Below are 25,920 nucleotides of genomic sequence, written 5' to 3' on the forward strand. Positions count from 1 at the left end.
CACATGACGTTTCGGTATGCGGCCTTTCCTCTGGGAAGGCCGCTTTGGTATCCGCTACTTGCCCTTCGGTTTCGGCGTGGCCTCGCCCAGCCCGAAAATATCCCGCAAAATCCCCGGTGTGAGCGCTGAAAGCGGATTCGCCTGCACTTGCGGGTCTTGCAGATTGCCCTGCACATGCGCTCGCACGGCAAACAACCCACCGCCTTTCTCCGCCGAGAATAAATGCCCGATCAAAGGTATCTTCCCCGGCAGGGAGTTCAGCGCGTAGGCGGGGATGATGGTGGTATCCAGGTCGCAGATGCTGGTCTTGGTGTTGACCGTACCGCTGGCGGTAAAGCCGAGCGATTCCGAATAAGCATCCGCCCCATGCAGGCTGAACACGCCTCTCTGCAAGGTAAAGGGGATAACGGCATGGTCAATCAGCAAGCCAGGGCCGGACAGTGCTTCCGCAACGCCGTATAAAGTGGCCGCCTGCAAAATCTTGGTAAAGCCCGGCGCCTGAACCAGCCGTGCCTGGCTAAGCTTCAGCGTGCCTTGGATTAAGCCGCCACCAAAACTGGCCTCCAGATCCAGTTGCCCGCCGCGCATTCCATTATAAGCTCCGAGCACTCGCAAAAGCTTCCCAGCATCGTTGCCTTGCATGGACAAGCTGTGCCGCCCGCCGGAAAGCGGCGCCACCGTCACATTCATTTCATCCGCCGCTCCTTTGGCGTCGTGCAGGTCATACCCCTGCCCGGCGGCGGTGATTTGCACATTGTCCAGCGGCGGAGCTGGCGATTTGCTAACATATACCTTTCCGAAGTCCAGCGTCGCACGCCAGGGTGATTCAATGGCTGCCGGTTGCGGGCTGGCTCCCTGTTTGCCCGCATGGCTGGTCATGCCATTCTGGCGCAAATCAAGCACGGCGCCGGTGGCACGCAGCAGCCAGGGCGCGCCGGGTGTGGCGGGGGCGCTAAGCGTACCGCTGGCCTGGGTCCGGCCAATCTGCGCTTTATCAAGCGTGAACACACCGCCTTGGCTATGGCCCCGTATCGCCAATGCCGGCCCCTGCATGGAGAAATCCTGTATCCCATCCAACGCGCCATCGCGCAGGGCAAACTTGGCGGAAAGCGCCCCGGTGCTGCCTGGCTGTTTTTCCCACCCCAGTAGCGGTAAGGCCAGCCCGGCAGGGGTTAGGTCAACCGTCAGCGCGGCCTGTTGTGTGCCACCGGGCGGCCCGTTCAACGTAAATTCGAATGGCGCCGTGCCTTGAGCGGCGGAGCTGACATCGTTCGGCGTATCCAACCCGAAAGCGCGCCAAAGCCGAGGGCCCGCGACACCTTTCATCGTGAAATTTTCATTCCCCCGCGCGGCGGTGAGGTCCTGCTGCACGGTCAGGCTAGCGGGCTCGCCCGCAAACTGCGCCGTGGCGGTAGCACGCAAAGTCTCGCCATCCGTATGCAGCGCCACCTGCCCATCATTGAGCCCAATGCCGGGGATCATCGTGGCCATTTGTACGCCACTCAACTCAGCTTTCACATTCAGCGTCACATCCGCCGCTGTCAGATCTTTCTTGAACGGAATATTGATAGTCAGCAGCCCCTGCGCCGCGCCGGTAGCGTTTTTAATCTCCGGGGGGGTATGGTCTAGCAGATTCAACGGCGGCGCACCCAAAATGCCCAGCACATCCTGCACCCGTCCGGACAAATTCAGCGTCAGCGCGCCATTCTGGTCAGGCGCTGAGAGGCCTGTAATCTTCATTGTACCATGATCCAGCTTGACCCCTGCGGTCTCACCGGTCGTGGCGGTAATCACCGCCGTATCCATGTCCGGCATCACGAAGCTACCATTTAGCTGCCGCAGAGGCGGCGCGCCCTTCAGCCAGCTCAACGTCAGATCATCAGCGTTGAACGCGCCGTAGACGTTATCAATCCTGAAATGCGAGAGATCGCCATTGGCCGCCATATCAAACACGAAATGCGCGTCATGCGCAGTGCCCGCAGTGATGTTCTGTGTCACCCATGCCCGCGTATCCGGCGACAGCCCGGGCGGCCAGAGCGCCGCCAAGTCCTGAGCCTGCACCTTATCCAGCCGCGCATCCAGGCTACCATGCCAGAGCTTGTCCCGATGGGCGTGGAAGCTGAAGGTCAGGCGAGGTGAGCTTCGCCCCTGCTGGGCGAATTGCGCCATGCCATCAGTCACATTCACCCCGCCGCCGCGCGCCGTGCGCAGCACGAACGACCCGTCGCGCAGCGTCACGTGATAGGCACCATGGCCAATATATCCTGCGCCAACCGTCACATAAACCGCACCGCGTGCGAAGCTGAAGCCCGGTCCTGGCCAAAGATCAGCGTACCAAGAAACTGGTACATCCCCCGCCGGAAAGGTCGCCCCAGCGCCACGCATCAAAATCGGCTCCCGCCCGCCGAACAAATCGGCCGTGGGCAGGCTCAGATCCGCTGAGGGAATATGCGCCAGCACGCCGCCGGAATCCGTTTGCACCGCGATATCCGCCAGCCGCAGCACAAACGGCACTGCCCCGCCTTCATGGTATCCTGCCCAGGCCAGCTCCGCTTTGGCCACATGCACGTTAATGCCCTCGCCAGTCAGGCGGGTTGCCACCCGTGAGGCCAGATGCGGAATCTCCAGCGGCCCTTGAGACAGCCGGAAACCAAGCGCCCCAAACAACGCAAGCACCAGCAAAACCAGCAGCATCATAATGCGGCCGAGCTGATGCAGCGCATCTAAGATTATCCAGGTAGCTTGACCTCTGCGGAACTTCATCCTGTTGTGCTTGCCAGATGCTAGCCGATCTTCACAAGCCATCCTTTCCGCAAGCTGCCGATCAGGCGGCCGCATCACATCTGCGCACGGATTTTGCCGCGCTTGGGGCCCAGGAAGCCGCCTTCGCCGCCACCGAATCGGGCGCTTCATTGCTGGACGCGTTAGGCGGCAACGCGCCTTATCTATCCGACCTGGCATGCCGTGAGCCCGCCACGCTGCTCGCCTGCATGGAAAACGGGCCTCATCCGGAGGCGTTGCTCGCCGCGCTAGCTGCTCTGCCACCAGATACACCACGCGCCCAACTTAGCGCCGCGCTGCGCCGGACCAAGCGGCAAATAGCCCTTACCATCGCGGTGGCTGACCTTGGAGGGCTCTGGCCACTGGAAAAAGTTACCACCGCGCTCTCGGACCTCGCGGAAACCGCGCTGCGGGCCAGCGTCCGGCATCTGCTGTGGGAGATGCACGAAGACGGTGAGATCACACTGCCCCACCCTGACGCCCCTGAGCGGGATAGCGGTTTTGTGGCCCTGGCCTTGGGCAAGCTCGGCGCGCGGGAGTTGAATTACTCCTCGGACATTGACCTCGTGCTGCTCTACGACCCCGAAGCCGCACCTTACGAACCCGACTCCCAACGCCTGATGGTCCGACTGGCACGCGACCTCACCACCCTGCTCTCGGCCCGTGACGCGGACGGCTATGTGTTCCGGGTGGATCTACGTCTGCGGCCCGACCCTGGCGCCACCCCGCCGGTGGTAGCTCTGCCCACGGCGTTGACTTATTATGAAAGCCACGGCCGCACCTGGGAGCGTGCCGCCTTCTCCAAAGCCCGCCCCGTGGCCGGAGACATTGTCCTGGGACAGCATTTTCTCTCCGCCATCCGCCCATTTATCTGGCGCAAATATCTGGATTTCGCGGCCATCTCGGACATTCATGAGATGAAACGCCAGATCGATGCACAGAGCAGCAATAAAGGGCTGAGCGGCTTTGACGTGAAATTAGGGCGTGGCGGCATCCGTGAAATCGAGTTTGTCGTGCAGACATTAGGGCTCGTCTGGGGCGGGCATGACCCGGCCTTACGGATCCCCGCCACGCTGGAAGCCCTGCTCGCCATGGCACGTGCCGGACACATCCCCGAACGCGCCGCCAAACAGCTCGCGGCAGATTATCGTGAGCTACGCCGGGTGGAACACAGGCTGCAAATGGTGGCGGACCGCCAGACTCACGAACTGCCCAATACCGAGGCAGCGCTGGATGCTTTCTGCGTCTTTCTGAACACGCCACGTTTCAAACGGGACTTCCCCCACCTGCTAGCGCGCGTGCATGCTTATTTCCTCGATTTCTTCAACGCTGACACAGAAGACACGAAAGGCGCGCTGGACCCTGGCGTGGAAGGACCTCCCCCGGCTGAATTCACTGCCCGGCTGCGTGAGCTGGGCTTTAAGGACGATAAACATATCGCCACGCGGCTGCGGGAATGGTCCTCCGGCAGCATGCAGGCGCTACGCTCCCACCGCGCGCGGGAGCTGCTGGATGGGCTGGTGCCGCATCTGCTCGCCGCCCTTGCAGCGCAGCCTGAGCCTGACAAGGTCTTCGCGCAGTTCGACACGCTGCTCAGCCGCCAGCGCGCCGGGGTACAGCTTCTCTCGCTCTTTACCCGCAACACCGCGCTGCTGAAACGTCTGGCCGCCGTACTGGGCGCAGCCCCGGCGCTCTCGGACTATCTGGCCGATGACCCGCAGGCGCTGGATGGGCTGCTCGCCCCCCAGGCCCGCTTCGCCGCCCCGCGTCCGTTGCTGCGCCGCCTTCTGGCCGATGCGGAAGACCTTGAACAAGCCGTCGCCACCACACGCCGCCTTGTGCGGCAGGAGGAATTTCACCTCTCCGTCGCCACCCTGGAAGGACGGTTGGACGCGAATGAAGGCGGGCGCCTGCGCAGCGCCCTGGCGGAAGCCTCGCTCTCCCTACTTTTGCCCTTTGTCATCGCCGCGCAAAAAGAACGCCAGGGTCCGGTGCGCGGCGCCAAGGTGGCGGTAGTGGCACTGGGCAAGGCCGGTGCCGGAGAAATGCTGGCCGGGTCAGACCTCGACCTGATGCTGATCTACGACCACGCCCCCACCGCCATCGCGCCAACACAATGGTTTGTGCGGCTCAGCCACAGCTTTGTCGGCGCGCTCACAGCGCAAGGGCCGGGCGGGCCGCTTTACCATGTGGATATGCGGCTGCGCCCGTCCGGCAATGCCGGGCCGGTGGCGGTTTCGCTCGCCGCCTTCCGCAATTATCACGCCCGCGAATCCTGGACCTGGGAACGCCTAGCCCTCACCCGCGCACGGGTGATTGCCGCCACGCCCGGCTTTGCCGCAACCGTGCGCGAGGCGATTCTGGGCGCGCTTTGCCGCCCTGAGCCGCCTGAACGGATCTTCAAAGACACGGCCGCCATGCAAGCGCGCCTTGCCGCTGAGCTTCCGCCGAGCGGCCCCTTTGACCTACGCGGCATCCCCGGCGGCATGATGGAGGTCGGGTTTGTGGCTCAGGCGCTGCAACTCATCCACGGCGCCACAGCCCCTGCCCTGTTCCAGCCCAATACAGCCAAAGCGCTAAAAACCCTGGCTGATGCAGGGCATCTGCGGCAAAGCGAAGCCGAAACGCTGATCCAGGCTGATTTCCTCTGGCGGACCATCCAGGGCATCAACCGCATCACCGGGCTTTCCGCCCGCGCCAACGAGCCGCCCACCGCCATGCTGGACCCTCTGCTGCGCGCCACGGGATTTAAAACATTATCGGCGATGCGGACTGAAATTATTGAAACCGCCCGAGCCGCGCACGAAATCTTTGCACGTCTGATTATTGAAGGAACTGCCTGATGAGCTTGACCGAAGGTGACTACGCGCCAGATTTCTCCCTTCCAGCCACAGGCGAACGCACCGTCTCGCTTGAAACGCTCAAGGGCAAACCATTTGTGCTCTATTTCTACCCCCGCGCCGACACGCCCGGCTGCACCAAGGAGGCCTGCGCCTTCCAGGACGGGCTGCCCGATTTTTCCGGCCTTGGCGTAACCGTTATCGGCGTGTCCAAGGATAAAATGAAAGCGCTGGAAAAATTCGCTGAAAAATACACACTCGAATTCCCCCTGGCCTCCGACCCGGACGCCACGGTGATCGATGCTTATGGCGCCTGGCAGGAAAAATCCATGTACGGGAAAAAATATATGGGCATCCAGCGTTCCACCGTGCTCGTGGACGCACACGGTAAAGTTGCAAAAATCTGGCCGAAAGTAAAAATCGAGGGCCATGCCGAGGTTGTTCTAAAAGCCGTGAAGGCCTTAGGCTGACACGCCACGGGCGCCGGGCTTGAAGTTTGGCGCCCCTTAATTATTAAAAATTCCCGCGCGGCGTTATATTTTCATGTCCCGTTAATTGTTTCGTTCGATCATGGACCCGTAATGGAAAGGTTCATGACTGGTGAACGGAATAATGGAAACTAACCACATCGAATCCTCGCCCACGCACGCCCCGCTGTTCATGCCGAACAGAGAGGATGCGCTGCATGCCAACCGGCTTGACGATTACGATATTCTGGACAACGCCCCAGACAATGCCTTCGACGATCTCGCCCGTCTGGCCGCCCATTTATGTAGCGCGCCGCTAGCACTTATCTGTTTTTTTCACGGTGCTGAACAATGGGTTAAAGCCGGCTGGGCCAGCGAATCGCTGAAAGGAAAACTCAAAGCCTTGCCTCGGCGCGCTTACCTTTACAACCATAGATTGCATGAGCATGGCGGCCTATTGCCTCTCCATTCCGTCGCCCCCGCGCCGCCGCTCATCAGCCTTAAACTGCGTCCGCTGGCAGCCATGCCGCTTTATGCGCCGGATGGGCTGGCACTCGGCAGTATTCTGGTGTTGGACAAAAAGACGCGCGCTCTACCCCAAACACAAGGCGAAGCCTTGATGCTCCTGGCCGCGCAAACGATGGAGGTACTGGAATTACGGCGCACGCTGCTTAGCCTGTCGCAGGCCAATGCCCAGCTCGGCCAGCAAAACATGACTGATTCACTCACCGGCATTCCCAACCGCCGCGCCTATGACCAAAGACTGGCCACGGAAACCTCCCGCGCCCAACGCACGGGTGAGGCACTATGCCTGCTGTTGCTCGATATCGACCATTTCAAGAGCTATAACGATGAATTCGGCCACCCCGCCGGAGACACCGCCTTGCAGGAAGTCGCACGGCTGCTCTTTTCGACCCTGCGCCCTTATGATTTTCTGGCACGTTACGGCGGCGAGGAATTTGCCATCATCCTGCCCTCCACCAACCTCACCGACGCGCTGCTGGTGGCCGAGCGCCTGCGCGGCCTAGTGGCAAAAACCACGTTTCCGCATCGAAAACTCAGCATTTCCATCGGCGTATCCAGGATGGATCAGGATTCAGGTGCGCGCGCCATGGTTCTGGCCGCAGATAATGGGCTGTACCGGGCAAAAGCGGCAGGGCGCAACAAGGTGGTCGTTGGTAAATTGAGGCACGGAGAAGTTTCAGGCTCCGCGCGTGCTTAAATAAGAACTCTTCCCCCTCAACGCTGCGTCTTGGGACAATAAAATGTGCTGCGGCCAGATTGGGTGATTTGCCGGATTCCGTTACATTCCGGCGGGCCGGGGCAACGCTCACACGGCTCCCCCGTGCGGCCATAAACCTTCCAGGCATGTTGGAAGTAACCCAACTCACCGCTCGGCTGCACATAATCGCGCAAGGACGATCCCCCCGCCGCAATCGCTTCAATCAGTGTGGCCCGCACCGCCGCCGCCAACGTCTCCAGCCGGGGGAGGGAGATTTTCCCCGCCGCGCGTGTGGGTGAAATGCCCGAACGGAACAACGCCTCACTCGCATAAATATTGCCAATGCCCGCCACAACGCGCTGGTCCAATAGCACGGCCTTAATCGGCGCGGAACGTCCCTTGCACACCGCCGCCAGATAAGCGCCGGAAAACTCATTCCCCAGCGGCTCCGGCCCCATCCCAGCCAGCAACTTATGGTTGTCCTCATCCACCGTGCGCACAAGGTCCAGCGCCCCGAACCGGCGCGGGTCTACAAACCCCACGCGTCCGCCATCCTCGGTTTCGATGGTCAGATGCTCATGCGCCGCTTCCGGCTTATCCAGCAGCATCCGGCCGGACATGCCGAGATGGATCAACACGGACCAGCCATTATCCAGCCGCATCAGCATAAACTTCCCGCGCCGCCTGAAACCCAGCACGGTCGCGCCGGTCAGCACGCGCGGCAGCGTAAGGGGAATCGGCCACCGAATATCGGCGCGGCGCAGAATGGCGCGGGCAATTCGCCGTCCGGTCAGATGACCGTCCAGCCCGCGCATCACGGTTTCAACTTCGGGGAGTTCCGGCATGGCAAAACAAGGGTATAAAGGCGCCCATGAGCCAGAACAATGCCAGCGATACCGCTGATTTCGGTTTCCGTTCCGTTCCCCGCGAGGAAAAAAGCACCCTAGTCCGGGAGGTGTTCAATTCCGTGTCGGGCAAATACGATGTGATGAACGACTTGATGTCTCTCGGCATCCACCGGCTCTGGAAGCGCGAGTTCCTCACGATGCTGGACCCGCGTCGTTATCATAAGCTGCTGGATCTCGCGGCGGGCACGGGAGACATCACCTTCGGTTGGCTAAAACGCGGCGGCGGGCAGGTGGTAATGTCGGACATCAACGAATCCATGCTGAATGTCGGCCGCGACCGCGCCACCGCCAACGGCTATTTGGGTGATATCGAGTTCCTGGTTGCCGATGCCGAGAAGCTGCCTTTGCCAGCTTCCAGCTTCGACCGTATCTCAATGGCATTTGGCCTGCGCAACTGCACCAATAAGGACAAAGTCATCGCGGAGGCTTTCCGGCTACTCCGCCCCGGCGGACGTTTCATGGTGCTGGAATTCTCCAAGCTTCAAATCGCGGGACTTGAAAAGCTGTATGACACTTGGTCATTCCAGGCTTTGCCCAAAATCGGCAACATCGTGGCCAAAGATTCCGAGAGCTATCAGTACCTCGCCGAAAGCATCCGCATGTTCCCCCCGCAGGAAGAGTTGAAGCGCATGTTCGAGGCAGCGGGGTTTGAGCGTGTGAACTACCGCAACCTCTCCGGTGGCATCGCCGCTATCCATGCTGGCTGGAAACTGTGAAGCGTATTCTGCTTATCGTCACGGGCGGCATTGCTGCCTATAAGGCGCTAGAGCTGGTGCGCCTCGCCACCAAGGCGGATATTGGCGTTACCGCCGTGCTTACCAGGTCTGGCGCGCAATTCGTTACCCCGCTTTCGCTGCAAGCCCTCACCGGGTCCAAGGTGTATCAGGACCTGTTTTCCCTGACCGATGAAAGCGAGATGGGCCATATCGAACTGTCCCGCGCGGCTGACCTTGTGGTGGTGGCCCCCGCCACGGCGGATATTCTGGCCAAAATGACAGCCGGGCTGGCGGACGACCTCGCCAGCACCCTGCTGCTGGCGACGGACAAGCCCGTGCTGGTGGCACCAGCCATGAATGTGCGCATGTGGCAGCACCCCGCCACCTCAGCCAACATGGCAACCTTGATACAACGCGGCGTACTGGTGGTGGAGCCGGATGAAGGCCCGATGGCCTGCGGCGAATATGGCCCTGGCCGTCTGGCGGAACCGCCGGCGATCTTCGCAGCGATCCAGGCCGCGCTGAATAAGGGCCCTTTGAGGGGCAGGCACGCCATCGTCACCTCCGGCCCCACCCATGAGCCGATCGACCCAGTGCGCTTCATCGCCAACCGTTCCTCCGGCAAGCAGGGCCACGCCATTGCCTCAGCTTTAGCGGCATTGGGGGCGCGCGTCACGCTTATTTCCGGCCCTGTTTCCCTGCCGGACCCGCCGGGCCTCACCACCATCCACGTTGAAACAGCACGCGAGATGCAATCCGCCGTGCAGGCCGCTCTGCCGGCTGACATCGCCGTCTGCGCCGCCGCCGTGGGGGATTGGCGTACCGCCACTGAAGCCGGACAAAAAATCAAGAAGGGTGGCGGTGCGCCACCCAGCTTGGCCCTGGCCGAAAACCCGGACATTCTGGCCGGCATTTCTGCCCCTGGCCCGCAACGCCCACGCCTTGTGGTGGGCTTCGCCGCGGAGACGGAGAAACTGGAAGAACACGCCGCCACCAAGCGCGCCCGCAAAGGGTGCGACTGGCTGGTTGCCAATAATGTCGGCGGCACCGGCATCATGGGCGGCAACGAGAACGAGGTGCTGCTGCTGACCGAAACAGACAGCGCACATTGGGACCGCATGAACAAGCTGGCGGTGGCGCAACGCCTTGCCGCGAAGATCGGAGATTATTTTAAATGAAATCTGTTGGAGTGAAGATCCGCCGACTGCCGCATGGGGAAGGGCTGAACATGCCCACTTATGCCACCAAGGGCGCTGCGGGTATGGATCTTCTGGCCGCCGTGCAGGCGCCCGTGACCATCGAGCCCGGCAAGCGCACCCTCATCCCCACCGGCTTCTGCATCGCCCTGCCGGACGGTTATGAGCTACAGGTGCGCCCGCGTTCCGGCCTCGCGCTCAAAAATGGTATCACAGTCCCCAACACCCCCGGTACCATCGATGAGGATTATCGTGGTGAAGTTGGTGTCATTCTTCTTAACACTGGCGACACGCCTTTTGAGATCACGCGCGGTATGCGTATTGCCCAGGCCGTGCTGGCCCCGGTGGTGCGCGCCGCGTGGGAGGAGGTGGACGACCTGTCTGAAACCAGCCGAGGTGCTGGCGGCTTCGGCTCCACAGGCCACTGAAACGCATCGCGCGGAGACCAGCATGGAACGGATCACCATCACTATCGATGACGAGCTGCTCGCCAGTATCGACGCGCTGGCATCTCTGCGCGGCTATACCAGCCGGTCCGAGGCGATCCGCGACATGCTGCGTGAGGCCGCCAAGCGAGAGCATCTGGCCAATGGCTCCACGGAATGCGTGGCCAGCCTGACCTATGTGTACGACCATTCCATGCGCGACCTGCCGCAACGGCTGGTCGAGGCACAACACTCGCATCATGACCTCGGGATCGCCACCACCCATGTGCATTTCGACCATGATAACTGCCTGGAGGTCGCCCTGTTGCGCGGCAGCGCTGAAGCCATCCAGCACCATGCAGACAGTCTCACCGCCCAGCGCGGCGTCCGCCATGCGCGGCTGCATCTCATTCCGCTGCCGCATGGGACCGCTCCGCACCGCCACGGCGGGCGCACGCATAGCCATGGCGGCTTGTAATTCCCTCGTGTCTTTCACGAAAGCTCAACCCGCCCCCGGTGACAAAGGCTGGCCATCCGGCTAAAGAGCGGAGTTGAGTTTCTCCTCCCGATGCCAGGCGGCCTGATGACGAATTACACCCCCCCTGCCCTGGCTGGGCAACGCTTGCCAAACCGTTTTGACGGTGCCGCCATGTTGCTGGTTATGGCGCTGCTGATCGCACTGGTTGAAGTCGGGCGCACCACCATCGGCACGCCCATCGCCCAGATCGAGAATACGCCTATCCATCTGGACCCGTCCTGGCTGCCGTATTACGCGCTGCGCTCAACCGCGCGCATGTTTCTGGCGCTGTTTTTCTCGCTCATCTTCACGTTCACCTACGCGACGCTGGCGGCCAAATCCCGTCGCGCCGGCATGGTGCTGATCCCGATCCTTGATATCCTCCAGTCCGTGCCCATTCTAGGCTTCCTTACCTTCACCACGGTGTTCTTCCTGCACCTCTTCCCTGGTGAGGTGATGGGCGCGGAGCTGGCCTCCGTCTTCGTCATTTTCACCAGCCAAGCCTGGAACATGGCCTTCAGCTTCTACCAGTCCCTCACTACCTTGCCGGATGATTTGCAGGAAGCCTCGCGCAGCTTCCGCCTCTCCTCCTGGCAGCGTTTTTGGAAGCTGGACGTGCCCTTCGCTATGCCCGGCTTGGTGTGGAACACCATGCTCTCAATGTCCGGCGGCTGGTTCTTCGTGGTGGCGTCAGAGGCCGTGACCGTCGGCAACACCCAGTTCACCCTGCCTGGCATCGGCTCCTATGTGGCCGTGGCGCTGGCAAAAGAAGATCTGCCCGCAATTTTCTACGCCATCCTGACCATGCTGGTGGTGATCCTGCTTTACGATCAACTGCTTTTCCGCCCGCTTGTGGCATGGTCGACCAAATTCCGGTTCGAGACCACCGCCGCCGTCGCCGGCCCTGAGCCCTGGATGCTGAAACTCCTGCGCCGCACTGCCTTGTTCCGCAGCATTGGGGAGATGATCGGCGGGGTGTTCGGCACCATCTTCCAGCTGCGCTTGTCTTTCCGCCAGCCCGGCCAGGTGGACGAGACCAGCGAACCCTCCCGCATCATAGACGGCGCCTGGTTCCTGATGATCACCGCCGTGGCGCTTTACGCGGCCTGGCATATTGTGGGCTATGTTTCCTCCACACTGCATTGGCATGATTTGTTCACCGCCGTACTAATGGGCGTCTATACCGCCATCCGCGTGACGGTGCTGATGATCATCGCCTCGCTGGTCTGGGTGCCGATCGGCGTCTGGATCGGCCTGCGCCCCAAAGCTACGCGCATCGCCCAACCCATCGCGCAGTTCCTGGCTGCCTTCCCGGCTAACCTGCTGTTTCCGCCCGTGGTTCTGGCCATTGTGTATTTCCATCTGGCTCCGGATATCTGGCTGACGCCGCTCATGCTCATCGGCACGCAATGGTATCTGCTGTTCAACGTCATCGCCGGTGCCGCCGCCTTCCCGGGAGACATGAAGGAGGCCGTGGCGAATTTCCATATTCACGGCTGGCTTTGGTGGCGCAAGGTGATGATCCCCGGCATCCTGCCTTATTTCATCACTGGCGCGCTCACCGCCTCGGGCGGAGCATGGAACGCCTCCATCGTTGCCGAGGTTGCAAGCTGGGGGCACCATACCCTCATCGCGCATGGGCTCGGCGCCTATATCGCGCAGGCCACCGCTGCCGGTGATACGCCGCGCGTGGTGCTGGGCGTGGTGGTGATGTCCTGCTTCGTGATCTTCTTCAACCGCATTCTGTGGCGGCCGCTTTATGCCTACGCCGTCCGCCGCACCACGCTGGGGTAAACGCCATGGACCAGATTTACACGCCGCTCGTCTCCGTGCGCAACTGCCGCCAAGCCTATCACAAGGATTCCAGCGCCGACCTCGTGGTGCTGGACGATGTAGACCTTACCCTGCACGAGGGAGAGATTGTCGCTCTGCTCGGGCGCTCTGGCTCGGGCAAATCCACATTGCTGCGCATTGTCGCCGGGTTGCTCAAACCCACCTCCGGGGAGGTAAACTGGCGCGGCTCACCGCTGAAAGGTCCCGCCCCCGGTGTGGCCATGGTGTTCCAAAGTTTCGCGCTCTTCCCCTGGCTCACCGTGCAGGAGAATGTCGAACTCGGCCTGGAGGCTCTGGGCGTGGGGCGCGAGGATCGGGAAGAACGCTCCGAGGAAGCCATCGATCTCATCGGCCTCGGCGGTTATGACGGCGCATATCCCAAGGAACTTTCCGGCGGTATGCGCCAGCGCGTCGGCCTCGCCCGCGCCCTGGTAGTGCATCCAGACCTGCTCTTGATGGACGAACCCTTCTCGGCTCTGGACGTGCTGACAGCCGAAACACTGCGTACCGACCTCATCGACCTCTGGATGGACGGCAAGCTGCCAGTCAAATCCATCCTGATCGTGACGCATAATATCGAGGAAGCGGTGCTGATGGCGGACCGCATCCTGGTGTTCGCCTCCAACCCGGGCCGAGTGGCGCATGAGCTGAAAGTGCCCTTCACCCATCCGCGCAACCGCTTCGACCCCGCCTTCCGTCAGATGGTAGACGATATTTATGGCATCATGACCCGCCGCAAGGCGCCCGAAATACACACCACCACGGCCGCAGCGCCCAACCCGTTCTCACACCCGCTGCATCCGGTGGGTACCAACATGATGGCCGGTCTTTTGGAGACACTGAACAGCCAGCCCTATAATGGCCGGGCCGACCTGCCCGCCTTGTCCGCCGCCTTACAGTTTGAGGTGGACGAACTGCTGCCCCTGGGTGAAACGCTGAGCATGCTGGGCTTCGCCTTGCTGGAGGAAGGTGATCTTCAGATCACGGATACCGGCCGCCACTTTGCCGAAGCCGAGACCGAGGACCGCAAGGATATTTTTGCGGAAGCCCTGCGCGCCCATGTGCCGCTAGTCACCGAGATCCGCAACGTGATCGACCAGCGCTCCAACCACCGCGCCGCCGCCGTGCGCTTCCGTGACCAGCTGGAGGATTATATGTCCCCCGAATATGCGGCGGAAACGCTGCGCACGGTCATCGCCTGGGGACGCTACGCGGAGTTCTTCGAATATGATGAAGAAGCCCAGCAATTCAGCCTTGAGGAAGACGACGAAGCGGAACACGAGGAATAAGGCGCTCTTTCTCGAAGCAAAGCGCGCCCTTTCCAGCTTACCGCCGGGTCAGGGACCAATAAAGCGGCGCACGCCCCGCGGCGATGGCCTTGGCTTTATAACGCGTATGGGGCCAGCCTTCAGGATGAATATCCGTCCGGCTCACCATGAAGACATCTTGCGCCCCCAGCACTTCATCCGTCCATTCCTGATAGGTCGGGTCGTCAGAGGCGATGCGCCACTCCCCACCTGGGCGGATCACTCGCGCAACCTCCGCCACGATTTCAGGATGCACAAAACGGCGTTTAGCATGGCGGGCCTTCGGCCAGGGGTCCGGGAACATCAGAAACAGCTTTGCGAGCGCGCCCTCCTCAAAGCCGCGCAGCAGCGGGCGCGCATCCTCGGTGTAAAGGCGCAGATTGGGGAGCGGCTGCGGGTCTCCCGCGCCGTCCGGCGCAATGCGTGAGAGCAGCGAACAAATGCCGTTATCAAACACCTCCGCCGCGATATACCCCACATCCGGGTTCTTCGTGGCCAGTTCATAGGCATGTTCGCCGCCGCCAAACCCCACCTCCAGCCACAATTCACGGGGCTGAATGGTAAAGGGCGTGGTTGGCCAAACGGTCCGGGGCAAAAATTCTTCCAGCAGCCATTCCTGGCGAGGGCGCAGCTTCTTGCCACGGGAACGGCCGTAAAGGCGATCAGGGGGAGATTTCAGAGTCGTCATGCGGCTTTCCTTTGCCCTCGCACCAGCGCCACGCCAAGCCCCGCCACCGCCATACCTGCCCAAGCGAGCACTGGCATCGCCTCCCCCAGCAGCCCCCAGGCCATCAGCCCGGACAGCGGCGGCACCAGATAAAACAAAGCGGAAACCTGCGATGCCCGGCCAAACCGCAGCATGGCGATATAAAGCGAAATCGCCACCAGAGAATTCGCGGTCACCAGATAGCTCATGGCCATTATGAAATGGGGGCTGACATGCACGCGCCAATCCAGCAGCGCGAACGGCAAGGTGGTCAACAGCCCCACGACATATTGCACGATATTGGACGGCACCGGATGCATCCCCGTACCAAATCGCTTTTCATATAAGGTGGCCCCCGCCATGCCGGACAGCGCCCCAAACGCGCACAAAATGCCCAGTACGGAGACATTCCCCATCTCACCATAGCCCAGAATCGTGATCACCGCACCGCAGAACCCCAGCCCCAGCCCGGCCCAGCCCTTGGCACTAATCTTTTCCCGCACCAAAACGGAGGCCAGCACCCCCACCAAAAGCGGCTGCAAGGACACCACCAGCGCAACCACCCCCGCCGAGGTGCCCAGCGCATAAGCCGTGTAGCACATGCCGAAATAAACGGTCTGGATGCAAAACCCCACCACTGCCACATGCAGCCACGCTACGCGCCGTGCGGGCAAAGGCGGGCGCAGCCAAAGCGCCAGCGGCACCAGCACCAGCAGCGCAAGGCTATAGCGCAGCACCAGAAACGTGAACGGCGCCGCGTATTGAATCCCGATTTTCGACACCGGAAACCCCGCCGACCAAAACAGCAGAAACAATACCGGCGCCGCGCGCAGCCAGAGCGGCACGGATGAAGCGGGCGTATCCTCAGTGCGGATTTTCATGGACCACCAATAAAGACAGGCCTGGAGCACTATGTCTCAGGCCTGTCTTCGTCTCTCACTTTGCCGCTACCCGCAAGCGGGCAGCCTTTAGCGGTTAAAGGCGCTCTTCAAAGAGGGCACCAGATCAGTCTTTTCCCAGGTGAAGGTGCCCAGCTCCTCATCCGGTGTCCGGCCGAAATGCCCGAAGGCGGCGGTCGGCACATAAATCGGGCGGTTGAGCTGCAGATGCTCGCGAATACCGCGCGGCGAGAGATTTACCAGCTCACGCAGGGTCGTCTCCAGCTTCGCCTCATCCACGTCCTTGGCGGTGCCGTGCAGATCCACATAGAGCGAGAGCGGCTGGCTCACGCCAATGGCATAGGAAAGCTGCAGAGTGCATTTCTCGGCCAAGCCCGCGGCCACCACATTCTTGGCAAGGTAACGGCACACGTAAGCGGCGGAACGGTCCACCTTCGTGGGGTCCTTGCCGGAGAACGCGCCGCCGCCATGCGGGGCCGCACCGCCATAGGTGTCCACGATGATCTTGCGCCCGGTCAGGCCGCAATCGCCATCCGGCCCGCCAATCTCGAAGATTCCGGTCGGGTTGACGTAGAAATCCTCGTCCTTGGGCATCCAGCCATCCGGCAGGGCGGCGGTGACGATCGGGCGAATCATCTCCTTCACTGAAGCCGGGGTGAAGCCCGGCTCATGCTGGATGGAAACAACCACAGAGGTCGCACCCACCGGCTTACCACCCACATATTTCAGCGTCACCTGGCTCTTGGCATCCGGCAGCAGACCCTTCACCTGGCTGTCAGCGGCGCGGCGCAGCTCAGAGATGCGGCGCAGAACCAAATGCGAATAATAAATCGGAGCCGGCATCAGCGCCGGAGTTTCGGAGCAGGCATAACCGAACATGATGCCCTGGTCGCCAGCGCCTTCATCTTTATTGCCCGCCGCGTCCACGCCCACGGCAATATGGGCGGACTGCGCATGCAGATGCACGGCGATATCGGCATCTCGCCAGGAGAACCCTTCCTGGTCGTAGCCAATATCCTGCACCGCCATCCGCGCCAGATGCGCCAGATATTCCTTGGTGATGGTCTCCGGCCCACGCACTTCGCCCGCCAGAATGATGCGGTTAGTGGTCACCAGCGTTTCGCAGGCCACGCGCGCATAAGGGTCAGCCGCCAGATAGGCATCGACAACGGTGTCGGAAATCCGGTCAGCAACCTTGTCCGGATGGCCCTCGGAGACGGACTCAGAGGTAAACAGAAATTCTCCGCGATCGCGCATGCAAAACCCCCGTAAGACTTCGAACCGCCGGGCGATTCACCCATAAACGGCGCGGCCCGCATGGCGCATCGGGGGGCTGGGGTCAATATGCTGGCGTTTTACAACAATCACGCCTCGGCCGCCCCTGCTTGCCCAGGATTACCAGCGTTTTTGGTGCCACTTTTTTCAAAAACCAGAAAAAAGCGGCCTTTTTTGCGAAAAAGGCCGCTCACAAAAAACTTTTATCTGTTTGAATAAAGACTTTACAGCTTCAAAAAATCCCTCATGCCATACAGCCCTGCCGGTTGTGCATGAAGCCACAGCGCCGCACGCACGGCACCTGAGGCAAACACACGCCGGTCAAACGCATGGTGGGTGAGGCTGATCTGCTCATCCCCGGCCGTAAACATCACAGTATGGGAGCCAACAATCTGCCCGCCGCGCAGCGTGGCAAAGCCGATCTCACCATCCTTGCGCGGCCCGGTATGACCATCTCGGCCAGAGGCGATCACATCGCCCAGATCCACGCCCCGGCCTGCTGCCACGGCACGGCCAATAGCCAGCGCGGTGCCGGAGGGCGCGTCCACCTTCTGGCGATGATGCATCTCCACAATTTCAGCATCATATTGTGACGCGGGCAGCACTGCCCCCAGCTTCTCGGCCAACAGCAGCACCAGATTCACGCCCGTGCAGAAGTTCGGTGCGGCGATCACCGGAATAACCTTTGCAGCTTCCTGGATCGCGATTTCATCTTCCGGACCATAGCCGGTGGTGCCCAGCACCCAGGGTGTCTCGGTCTCGGCCAGCGCCCTGGCGTGGGCCTGGACCGTGCTGGCATGGGTGAAATCAATCACTACATCCGACTCCCGAGCGAGCGCGATAATATCCGGGAAATGCGGTGCCCCGGCCGGGCCCGCGCCGGACCGACTGGTGCCGCCGGAAAGAGTTGCCGCGGCGGCGGCTTCCTCCGCCAGATAAATGCCCATGCGGCCGGAAATCCCGGCAATGCCGATCCGCAAACTCATAACGCTTACATACCTCCCGGATAGTTCGGCCCGCCAGCCCCCTCCGGCACCACCCAGTTGATGTTCTGGGTCGGATCCTTAATGTCGCAGGTTTTACAGTGCACGCAGTTCTGGGCGTTGATCTGCAGGCGCGGCTCATTCTCCTCCGCGCCGACAATCTCATACACACCCGCCGGGCAATAGCGCGTCTCCGGGCTGGCATACTCATTATAGTTGACGCTAATCGCCTTGGCCGGGTCCAGCAGCGTGAGATGCGCGGGCTGGTTTTCCTCATGGTTGGTGTTGGAGAGGAACACGGAGGAAAGCCGGTCGAAGGTCAGCTTGCCATCCGGCTTGGGATAGTCGATCGGGGTGCAGTCTTTGGCCTTCTTCAGCGCCAGATGATCCGGGTGATGATGCAGCGTCCACGGCGCCTTGCCTTTGAACACATAGGTTTCCAGCGCCGCGTTCACCAGCCCGCCATACATGCCGAACTTGGCGAAGCCAGGGCGGATATTGCGCACCTCATGCAGCTCCGGCCACACCCAGCTTTCCTTTAGCTTCTGCGGATAAGCTTCCAGCGTATCCGGCTTATCCCCCTCGAGAGCCTCGGCAATCGCCTCGGCGGCGACCATGGCGGACTTCATCGCGGTGTGGGAGCCTTTGATCTTCGGCACATTCAGCGTGCCCGCCGCGCAGCCAATCAGCACACCGCCAGGGAAAGCCAGCTTCGGCAAAGACTGGAACCCGCCCTCATTGATAGCCCGCGCGCCATAGGAAATACGTTTGGCCCCCTCGAACGTGGGCGCGATGGCCGGATGCGTCTTGAAACGCTGGAACTCCTGGAAGGGCGATAGATACGGGTTGGTATAATCCAGCCCGATGACGAACCCGACCGCGACGAGATTCTCCCCAAAATGATAAAGGAAGGACCCGCCATAAGTATCCTTGGCCAGCGGCCAGCCAATGCTGTGCTGGGTCAGCCCCTTGCGGAATTTTTCAGGCTGGACCTCCCACAGTTCCTTGATGCCGATGCCATAAGTCTGCGGGTCCGCGCCCTCGCGCAGGTTGAAGCTCTTTTCCAGCTGCTTGGTCAGGGAGCCGCGGCAGCCTTCAGCGAAAATCGTATAGGTGGCGCGTAGCTCCATGCCGCGCTGATAATTGCCCGTTGGCTCGCCATCCTTGCCGATCCCCATGTCGCCCGTGGCAATGCCCACCACGCAGCCATCCTCGATCAGCGTTTCAGCGGCGGCGAAACCGGGATAAATCTCCACCCCCAGCTCCTCGGCCTGCTGTCCCAGCCAGCGCACCAAATTGCCGAGCGAGACGATATAATTGCCTTCATTATGCATCTGCGGCGGGGTGGGCAGCTTCCTCGCCCCGGTGGGGGTCAGCATCAGGAACTCATCCGCCGTGACCGAAGTGGCCAGCGGAATTAGGGCAGGATCAACATCCGGGATCAGCTCCTTCAACGCGCGCGGCTCCAGCACCGCGCCGGAGACGATATGCGCGCCCACCTCCGAGCCCTTCTCGACAACGCAGACCGACAGTTCAGGATTCAACTGTTTCAGGCGAATCGCCGCTGAAAGCCCACCCGGCCCAGCGCCCACCACCACCACATCGAATTCCATCGCCTCACGCGGCAGAGCCTCGTCCGACATCATCGTGTCCCTTTGTTATGCCTCTATCCTGATGGTCTAATGATAAATCTACCCATGAGTAAAGGGGCAGGCACGGGCTAGCCGGACGGGGGCCCACAAGATAATGATTTGCCCATGGAACTGCTGGACGGTCTGAGGCTGCAATGGGAATGGGGGGCTGACGAGGCGTTGCTCGACGCGCCGCAAGACCGCCGCCACTCGCCCGCGCCGCCGCCTTTGCCTTTTGCCAAGCCGCAGGACACACCACCCGCCCGGCGCCCCCCCCGCCAGCCATCCAGCCCCGCTTTGCCAGGGCCCGAGGATGCTGCGCGCCTAGCCGCGAGTTGCACAACCCTGGCGGCGCTGGAAGACGCAATGCGCGGCTTCACCGGCTGCGCGCTGCGTGAAACCGCTACCCAGCTTGTTTTTGCCGATGGCGCGGCGGATGCCAGGCTAGTTATTATTGGTGAAGCGCCCGGCGGCGAGGAAGACCGCGTCGGCAAGCCTTTTGTCGGCCCTGCCGGGCAATTATTGGACAGGATGCTGGGCTCCATCGGGCTGGACCGAACCAAGGTGCGGATTATCAACGCGATTCCCTGGCGTCCCCCCGGCAACCGCACCCCCACCGAAGCTGAAATCGCGCTCTGCCTGCCTTTTTTACACCGGCAGATCGCCCTCATCGCCCCGTACGGGCTTTTCACCTTGGGGGCCGTCGCGGCCAAGGCGCTGCTCGGCAAAGAAGCGCAGACCGGAATAAGGCGGCTGCGCGGCAGGTGGCGCGAAGCCACAATTGAGGGCCTCCCCGCCCCTTTGCCTGTACTGCCCAGCTATCATCCGGCGTATCTGTTGCGTACGCCCACGGCCAAGCGGGAGACCTGGCAAGACCTGCTCAGCCTCCGCGCATGGCTGGAAACACAATGTTGATTAATGTAAAATTCATATCTTGCCGCCATATTTCCCCTGGAATCCCAAGCCGAAATATGGCAACAATGTGGTACATGGCCGCGACCGTCTCATGAGCTGAGATTTGAGTCGTTGTTAAGGCTTGCGTCACTAGTTCTATGTGTGTACGTCCGTCACCATGCGAGGAGCCATCAAACCGCTCTCCCGCCTGAACGTGACGCGCACGGCTCTTGCCGCCATGTCCGTTTTCGCTACGAGTTGCATGCTTGCCATGCCAGCGTTGGCGAAGTCCCAAGATGCGGGACAAGGCCCGGGAACGACGACGCCCCCCACCCAGCCGTCAGACGGCATCAACGGGGAATCTGTAGCCTATGCCGTGCCGCGCAATGCCCCTTCAGGCACTGTTGAGGTCATCCTGCCGCGCCCGCTGGCTCCCAGCGATGTGGCTTTCTATAAACGCGCCCTGCAACTCCAAAAAGATGGGCAGTTTGCCGCGTCAGACAAGATGCTGGACCGAGCGTCCGATAGCGGGCTCGTCGGCGCCGTGCTGGCCTTACGGTATCTGAGCAACAATTACATCACCAAACCTGCCGAACTGACCGCCTGGTGGGCCAAATATTCCAACCAGCCAGAGGCCCCGGCCATTTACGCGCTGATGCAGCACAAACTGCCACGCGCGAACCTGCCGCCTGCGCCCCATCAGGCGCTCCTGCCGGAAGAAACACTGACCTATAGCGGCGCCGCCCGCCCCGGTTACGCGCCGGACAGCGCAAGCTGGCGAAAAATCTTTCTGTCAGGTCTCGACGCCTGGAAACAGCACAACCTGACCCAGGCCGCGGATGATTTCCGCAAATCATCGCAGCTCCACGGCATCTCCGCCGATGATCGCGCCGCCAGTGACTTCTGGGCCGCGCGCGCGGCCCTGCGGATGCAGCAGCCCGACCAATATCTTGACTGGCTGCATCAGGCCTCCTGGGCCAGCGGCACATTCTACGGCATGTTGGCCTCCCGCCTGCTTGGCCAGAACTTCATGCCCACCTACTCCACAACGCTGACGGAAGCCGACGTCACCGCCGTCGATTCTCTGCCGGACGGGCATTTGGCCTTTGAGATGCTCCAGGTCGGACTGACCGAGCAGGCTGAAACCGCCCTGCGTGCTTTGTGGCCGCAAATCCGGTCCACGCCGGATCTTGGCCACGCGGTCATGGCTGTAGCCGCGCGAGCGGGGCTGGTGAACATCACAATCGCCATCGCCGGCACGCTGCCGCAGAGCGGCAACGAGTTCGCCGGGGTTCATCTTCCCATGCCGCCCTTGCATCCTGAAGGCGGTTTTAAGATCAATCCCGCCTTGGTCTATGCCCTCACCCGCACTGAATCTGGCTTTGACCCCCATGCTGTCTCGTATGTCGGCGCACGCGGGCTGATGCAGCTCATGCCGCGTACGGCTGAGTTCATGCGCCAGGATGCCGGCATTTCCGGCTCCATCAACAACCCATCCGCAAATCTCGCGATGGGCCAAGCTTATATTCAATATCTGGCAAGACAGCCGGATATCGACAACAACCTCATGGCGATTCTGGCCAGCTACAATGCTGGGCCGGGCGCTGCCGCCACCTGGTATAACGCGATCACCAAAGACTCTGATCCGCTGATGTTCATCGAAACCATCCCCAACGACCAGACCCGCCATTTCGTGCATCAGGTTCTGGCCGATAGCTGGATTTATGCCGAGGAAATTGGGGTTCACCCCCGCAGCCTGGACGAACTAGCGCAAGGCGAATTCCCGACCCTGCAGGCATTCACCCCGGCGCCGATCGAAACAGCGGACGCGCAATGAGCCGGATCGACGAAAGCCGCCTTTTCATTCCCGTGCGCATCGCAGTGGCAACGATCTCAGACACGCGCAAGGCGGAGAACGACACATCTGGCGACGCGCTGGCCGCGCGCATTGCCGAAGCCGGTCATGAGTTGGCCGCCCGTGTCGTCATCAAAGACGACGCAGAGCTGATCGCGACCCAGCTTCGTGCCTGGATTGCCAATCCGGCCGTGGATGTGGTCATCACCACCGGCGGCACCGGGGTCACGGGCCGGGATGTCACTCCGGAAGCCTTCCATCGCGTGCTGGACAAGCTGATCGAAGGGTTCGGCGAGCTGTTCCGCATGTTGTCCTATGCGAAAATTGGCACCTCCACCATGCAGTCCCGCGCTTTAGGCGGCGTAGCAAATGGCACTTACCTCTTTGCTCTGCCCGGCTCCACCGGCGCGGTAAAGGATGGCTGGGATGATATTCTCCGTTTCCAGCTCGATTCCCGGCACCGCCCCTGTAATCTGGTGGAACTCATGCCCCGGCTAAAAGAGCATTTTTAACAGAACAACCGAGAGGCCGCGTCATGCGGCTTTTCTTTTATCTTTTAAGTTCTTCTTTTGTTCTTGACTTGCGACCAAAAAATGACCTTAATCAAACAAGAACGGAGCATGAACATAATGTCTGTTTCCCACGTGCATATCAAACAGGCTGCGGGTTCCGGCGTTCTCAAGGGGCGCGGAACCGCATTGAATCCAGCCAACAGGTTCGAAGCCGCCCGCCAAGAGGCCTTCGATGACGGCTGGGCACAGGAAGACGCAGCAGACAAACCACAGACTACCCTGATTCGGGACAGCACACGCAGCATCATCGCCCGTAACGACAGCCCAGACCTGTCTTTCGAGACCAGTGTGAACCCTTATCGCGGCTGTGAGCATGGCTGCATCTACTGCTTCGCCCGGCCCAGCCACGCATATCTGGGCTTTTCCGCCGGGCTGGATTTTGAAACCAGGATCGTTTTCAAACCCGAAGCCCCGCGCCTTTTGGAAAAAGAGCTCTCCCGCCCCGGCCATAAGCCCGACGTGATTGTACTGGGCTCCAATACCGACCCGTATCAGCCCGTGGAACGCACGCTTGGCATTACCCGCGCGATTCTTGAGATATTGGAGCGCTTCAACAACCCGCTTGGCATTGTCACCAAATCCGCCGGCGTGGTGCGGGACAAGGATATTCTAAGCCGCATGGCCGCGAAGGGACTGGCCAAGGTTCATCTCTCCGTTACCACGCTGGACCCACCCCTAGCCCGCGCCATGGAACCACGCGCCGCCGCGCCCGCCCGGCGCCTTACCGCCATCTCTGAACTTGCAGCGGCCGGTATTCCCGTGGGCGTGATGGTCTCTCCCATGATCCCCGGCCTGAACGATGCCGAAATGGAGACCATTCTGGAGGAAGCCGTAAAAGCTGGCGCCAGCAGCGCTTACACCACAATGCTGCGCCTGCCGCATGAGCTGGGTGCCTTATTCACAGACTGGCTGGAGCAATATCTGCCGGAACGCGCCGCGCATGTGCTCAGCCTGATCCGGCAAAGCCGCGCTGGGCAGCTGAATGATTCAAAATTCCATACACGCTTTGCCGGTGAGGGCCCTTACGCGGCAATGCTGGCCCAACGCTTCACCCGCGCCGTGCAACGGCTGGGACTAGATGAAGCACCCTCCCGCCTCGACATTTCGCAATTCCACGTCCCCGGCCGCCCCCCCGCCTGCTTACAGATGAGCCTCTTCTAACAAAGGAGTTTCGCGATGGAATGGATTTTCTATATCAACCCCCGCATCGTCATCAGCATCGCCTCAGCATTGGCTTGTTTGTATTTTCTCTGTATCTGCGCTGAGGAAATCCAGGTCCTACTAGCTTACTGGAAAACCACCGGCCTTAGCGCTGAGCCTTTGACCATTCATAAGCGCGTGAAATTTCCGCGATTTCCACGCGATACGATTCATACCACCGCGCCTGGCCTCTATTTTGTGCCAGAAGATGCTCAGCTTGCCCCTTCCAGGCTTTAATCGCAGCGAGATCAGGCCAATAAGAAAGCGTAATCTCCTCCGCCCCCTCGGTCACAGACTTAAATTCCAGGCAGCCATAATCGCGCAATGCCAGATCACGTAATAAAGCCGCTGTTTCAATATAATCCGCATCCACCGCCTTAATGCGGGCGCGGAAGATCACCACGAACATTCAGAGCAATCCGAGCACTGTTTCTGCGGGTCGACAGGCTCTCGCACCTTTTTCCGTCACCACCACTGGGCGGTTGAACAAAACAGGATGCTCGGCAATCGCATCCAGCACTACGTCCTCGCTGGCCTGCTTCAACCCCAACTCAGCGGCCAGCGGTTCCTTGGCGCGCAAAAGTGCTTCCGCGCTGCCAAGCCGCTTGGCCAAGCTGGCCAGTTCTTTGCGCGATAATGGCGTTTTCAGATATTCGACAATCCTGGGCTCATTCCCGGCTTCGCGCAGAATTTGTAGCACCGCACGGGAGGTGCTGCATTTCGGGTTGTGGTAGATTGTCGCGTTCATCGAAAATCCCCTTTCAAGCGAGAACCGTTGAAATCACGCAGTCTCGTTACTTGTGAATCATCGTCCCGATGCCATGCTCGGTAAACAATTCCAGCAGCAGCGCATGTGGCACGGTTCCATCCAGAATGGTTGCCCCCTTCACACCCTGCGTGACGGCTTCCATGCAGGTTTCCACCTTCGGAATCATCCCGCCGGAAATCGTGCCATCCGCGATAAGCCCACGAATCTGTGACAACGACAAATCACTCAGCAACTGCTTGCTCTTTTCCAGCACGCCCGGCACATCGGTCAGCATCAGCAGGCGTTGCGCGTTCAACGCACCCGCAATCGCTCCGGCTACCGTATCGGCATTGATGTTATAGGTCTGGCCATCTTCACCAGCCCCCACCGGCGCAATCACCGGAATCAACCCAGCCCCGGTCAACGCATGAATCACACGCGTATCAATAAACATCGGCTCGCCCACATATCCCAGATCAAGCGCCTGCTCGATCATCGAATCCGGGTCTTTATAGGTACGGCGCAGTTTACGGGCACGGATCAACCCGCCATCCTTGCCGGAGATCCCCACCGCTAGCGCACCGGCGGCGTTAATCAGCCCGGCCACCTGCTTGTTCACGGTTCCAGCCAGCACCATTTCCACTACTTCGACCATGGCGGCATCCGTCACGCGCAGCCCTTGCACAAAGCTGGACTGGATACTCAGCCGTTTGAGCATCGCGTTAATCTGCGGCCCGCCACCATGCACCACCACGGGGTTGATGCCTACCTGCTTCAGCAGCGCGATATCCCGCCCGAACTCATTGGCCAGCGAGCCATCCATCGCGTGCCCGCCATATTTCACCACAATCGTCGCCCCGGCATATCGGCGCAGATACGGCAGCACCTTAGTAACGATATGCGCTTCCCGGGCAGCGTCTTTGATGTCTTGACGGTTCATCTGGT

Annotated in this window: 23 protein-coding genes; 13 read left to right on the top strand and 10 right to left on the bottom strand. The window is 61.0% G+C overall.

Annotated elements, in window-relative coordinates; translation table 11 throughout:
- Positions 1-54 precede the first annotated feature (54 nt).
- A complete protein-coding gene (locus BUB54_RS03485; RefSeq protein ID WP_048879102.1) occupies positions 55-2,763 on the bottom strand; it encodes a YhdP family protein in 2,709 nt (902 codons plus the stop codon).
- Between the two features lie 17 nt (positions 2,764-2,780).
- Between BUB54_RS03485 and BUB54_RS03490 the strand changes: the two genes are divergently transcribed.
- The 3 genes from BUB54_RS03490 (at position 2,781) to BUB54_RS03500 (ending at position 7,310) form a co-directional block, all read left to right on the top strand.
- Entirely contained in the window at positions 2,781-5,624 is a 2,844-nt protein-coding gene (locus BUB54_RS03490) for a bifunctional [glutamine synthetase] adenylyltransferase/[glutamine synthetase]-adenylyl-L-tyrosine phosphorylase (RefSeq protein WP_048879101.1), read from the top strand.
- Positions 5,624-6,091: a thioredoxin-dependent thiol peroxidase gene (bcp, locus tag BUB54_RS03495; protein WP_048879100.1), complete on the top strand. Its 468-nt coding sequence runs from the start codon at positions 5,624-5,626 to the stop codon at positions 6,089-6,091. Before BUB54_RS03490 ends, bcp begins: the two co-directional genes overlap by 1 nt.
- A 142-nt stretch (positions 6,092-6,233) precedes the next feature.
- Positions 6,234-7,310, top strand: coding sequence for a GGDEF domain-containing protein (locus BUB54_RS03500; RefSeq protein WP_048879099.1), 1,077 nt, complete (start codon positions 6,234-6,236; stop codon positions 7,308-7,310).
- Positions 7,311-7,327: 17 nt separating this feature from the next.
- On the opposite strand, the gene mutM is transcribed toward BUB54_RS03500, so the two are convergent.
- On the bottom strand, positions 7,328-8,155 hold the full coding sequence (gene mutM, locus BUB54_RS03505; protein WP_048879098.1) for a bifunctional DNA-formamidopyrimidine glycosylase/DNA-(apurinic or apyrimidinic site) lyase: 828 nt from the start codon (positions 8,153-8,155) through the stop codon (positions 7,328-7,330).
- Between the two features lie 26 nt (positions 8,156-8,181).
- Here mutM and BUB54_RS03510 point away from each other — a divergent pair, with 26 nt between their 5' ends.
- The 6 genes from BUB54_RS03510 (at position 8,182) to BUB54_RS03535 (ending at position 14,194) form a co-directional block, all read left to right on the top strand.
- Complete coding sequence (locus BUB54_RS03510) at positions 8,182-8,934, top strand: class I SAM-dependent methyltransferase (RefSeq protein WP_048879097.1); 753 nt, start codon at positions 8,182-8,184, stop codon at positions 8,932-8,934.
- The gene (gene coaBC, locus BUB54_RS03515) at positions 8,931-10,112 is read left to right on the top strand and encodes a bifunctional phosphopantothenoylcysteine decarboxylase/phosphopantothenate--cysteine ligase CoaBC (protein WP_082075668.1); all 1,182 of its coding nucleotides are present in this window, start codon (positions 8,931-8,933) and stop codon (positions 10,110-10,112) included. Before BUB54_RS03510 ends, coaBC begins: the two co-directional genes overlap by 4 nt.
- Positions 10,109-10,558, top strand: a complete 450-nt coding sequence (gene dut, locus BUB54_RS03520) for a dUTP diphosphatase (RefSeq protein WP_048879095.1) — start codon at positions 10,109-10,111, stop codon at positions 10,556-10,558. Before coaBC ends, dut begins: the two co-directional genes overlap by 4 nt.
- A gap of 22 nt (positions 10,559-10,580) precedes the next feature.
- On the top strand, positions 10,581-11,033 hold the full coding sequence (nikR, locus tag BUB54_RS03525) for a nickel-responsive transcriptional regulator NikR (protein WP_048879133.1): 453 nt from the start codon (positions 10,581-10,583) through the stop codon (positions 11,031-11,033).
- A 105-nt stretch (positions 11,034-11,138) separates the two neighbouring features.
- The gene (locus BUB54_RS03530) at positions 11,139-12,866 is read left to right on the top strand and encodes an ABC transporter permease (protein WP_048879132.1); all 1,728 of its coding nucleotides are present in this window, start codon (positions 11,139-11,141) and stop codon (positions 12,864-12,866) included.
- A gap of 5 nt (positions 12,867-12,871) precedes the next feature.
- Entirely contained in the window at positions 12,872-14,194 is a 1,323-nt protein-coding gene (locus BUB54_RS03535) for an ABC transporter ATP-binding protein (protein ID WP_048879094.1), read from the top strand.
- Positions 14,195-14,231: 37 nt separating this feature from the next.
- Here the strand turns inward: BUB54_RS03535 and trmB are convergent, their stop codons facing one another.
- The 5 genes from trmB to BUB54_RS03560 form a co-directional block, all read right to left on the bottom strand.
- Positions 14,232-14,900, bottom strand: a complete 669-nt coding sequence (trmB, locus tag BUB54_RS03540; RefSeq protein ID WP_048879093.1) for a tRNA (guanine(46)-N(7))-methyltransferase TrmB — start codon at positions 14,898-14,900, stop codon at positions 14,232-14,234.
- Positions 14,897-15,799, bottom strand: coding sequence for a DMT family transporter (locus tag BUB54_RS03545; protein ID WP_048879092.1), 903 nt, complete (start codon positions 15,797-15,799; stop codon positions 14,897-14,899). Before BUB54_RS03545 ends, trmB begins: the two co-directional genes overlap by 4 nt.
- A gap of 87 nt (positions 15,800-15,886) precedes the next feature.
- On the bottom strand, positions 15,887-17,074 hold the full coding sequence (metK, locus tag BUB54_RS03550) for a methionine adenosyltransferase (RefSeq protein ID WP_048879091.1): 1,188 nt from the start codon (positions 17,072-17,074) through the stop codon (positions 15,887-15,889).
- A 242-nt stretch (positions 17,075-17,316) separates the two neighbouring features.
- Positions 17,317-18,078, bottom strand: coding sequence for a 4-hydroxy-tetrahydrodipicolinate reductase (dapB, locus tag BUB54_RS03555; RefSeq protein WP_048879090.1), 762 nt, complete (start codon positions 18,076-18,078; stop codon positions 17,317-17,319).
- 5 nt (positions 18,079-18,083) lie between these two features.
- Positions 18,084-19,718 (bottom strand): electron transfer flavoprotein-ubiquinone oxidoreductase, encoded by a 1,635-nt coding sequence (locus tag BUB54_RS03560; RefSeq protein WP_048879131.1) that lies wholly within the window; start codon positions 19,716-19,718, stop codon positions 18,084-18,086.
- Between the two features lie 114 nt (positions 19,719-19,832).
- Here BUB54_RS03560 and BUB54_RS03565 point away from each other — a divergent pair, with 114 nt between their 5' ends.
- From BUB54_RS03565 to BUB54_RS03580, 4 genes are all read left to right on the top strand, one after another.
- Positions 19,833-20,621 carry a uracil-DNA glycosylase gene (locus BUB54_RS03565; RefSeq protein WP_048879089.1) on the top strand — a complete coding sequence of 263 codons (789 nt, stop codon included), beginning with the start codon at positions 19,833-19,835 and terminating at the stop codon, positions 20,619-20,621.
- 157 nt (positions 20,622-20,778) lie between these two features.
- On the top strand, positions 20,779-22,437 hold the full coding sequence (locus BUB54_RS03570) for a lytic transglycosylase domain-containing protein (protein WP_052948368.1): 1,659 nt from the start codon (positions 20,779-20,781) through the stop codon (positions 22,435-22,437).
- Entirely contained in the window at positions 22,434-22,967 is a 534-nt protein-coding gene (gene moaB / locus BUB54_RS03575; RefSeq protein WP_048879088.1) for a molybdenum cofactor biosynthesis protein B, read from the top strand. Before BUB54_RS03570 ends, moaB begins: the two co-directional genes overlap by 4 nt.
- 117 nt (positions 22,968-23,084) lie before the next feature.
- Entirely contained in the window at positions 23,085-24,188 is a 1,104-nt protein-coding gene (locus BUB54_RS03580) for a PA0069 family radical SAM protein (RefSeq protein ID WP_048879129.1), read from the top strand.
- Between the two features lie 145 nt (positions 24,189-24,333).
- On the opposite strand, the gene BUB54_RS03585 is transcribed toward BUB54_RS03580, so the two are convergent.
- Genes BUB54_RS03585 through argB form a run of 3 tightly spaced genes read right to left on the bottom strand, consistent with a single transcriptional unit; the run spans position 24,334 to position 25,915 of the window.
- The gene (locus BUB54_RS03585; protein WP_048879087.1) at positions 24,334-24,636 is read right to left on the bottom strand and encodes an antibiotic biosynthesis monooxygenase family protein; all 303 of its coding nucleotides are present in this window, start codon (positions 24,634-24,636) and stop codon (positions 24,334-24,336) included.
- Positions 24,637-24,975 carry an arsenate reductase (glutaredoxin) gene (arsC, locus tag BUB54_RS03590; protein WP_048879086.1) on the bottom strand — a complete coding sequence of 113 codons (339 nt, stop codon included), beginning with the start codon at positions 24,973-24,975 and terminating at the stop codon, positions 24,637-24,639. It lies immediately after the preceding gene.
- A gap of 46 nt (positions 24,976-25,021) precedes the next feature.
- Positions 25,022-25,915, bottom strand: coding sequence for an acetylglutamate kinase (gene argB / locus BUB54_RS03595; protein ID WP_139284774.1), 894 nt, complete (start codon positions 25,913-25,915; stop codon positions 25,022-25,024).
- Positions 25,916-25,920: the final 5 nt, after the last annotated feature.

It is taken from the genome of Acidocella aminolytica 101 = DSM 11237 (assembly GCF_900129125.1).
Taxonomy (GTDB): domain Bacteria; phylum Pseudomonadota; class Alphaproteobacteria; order Acetobacterales; family Acetobacteraceae; genus Acidocella; species Acidocella aminolytica.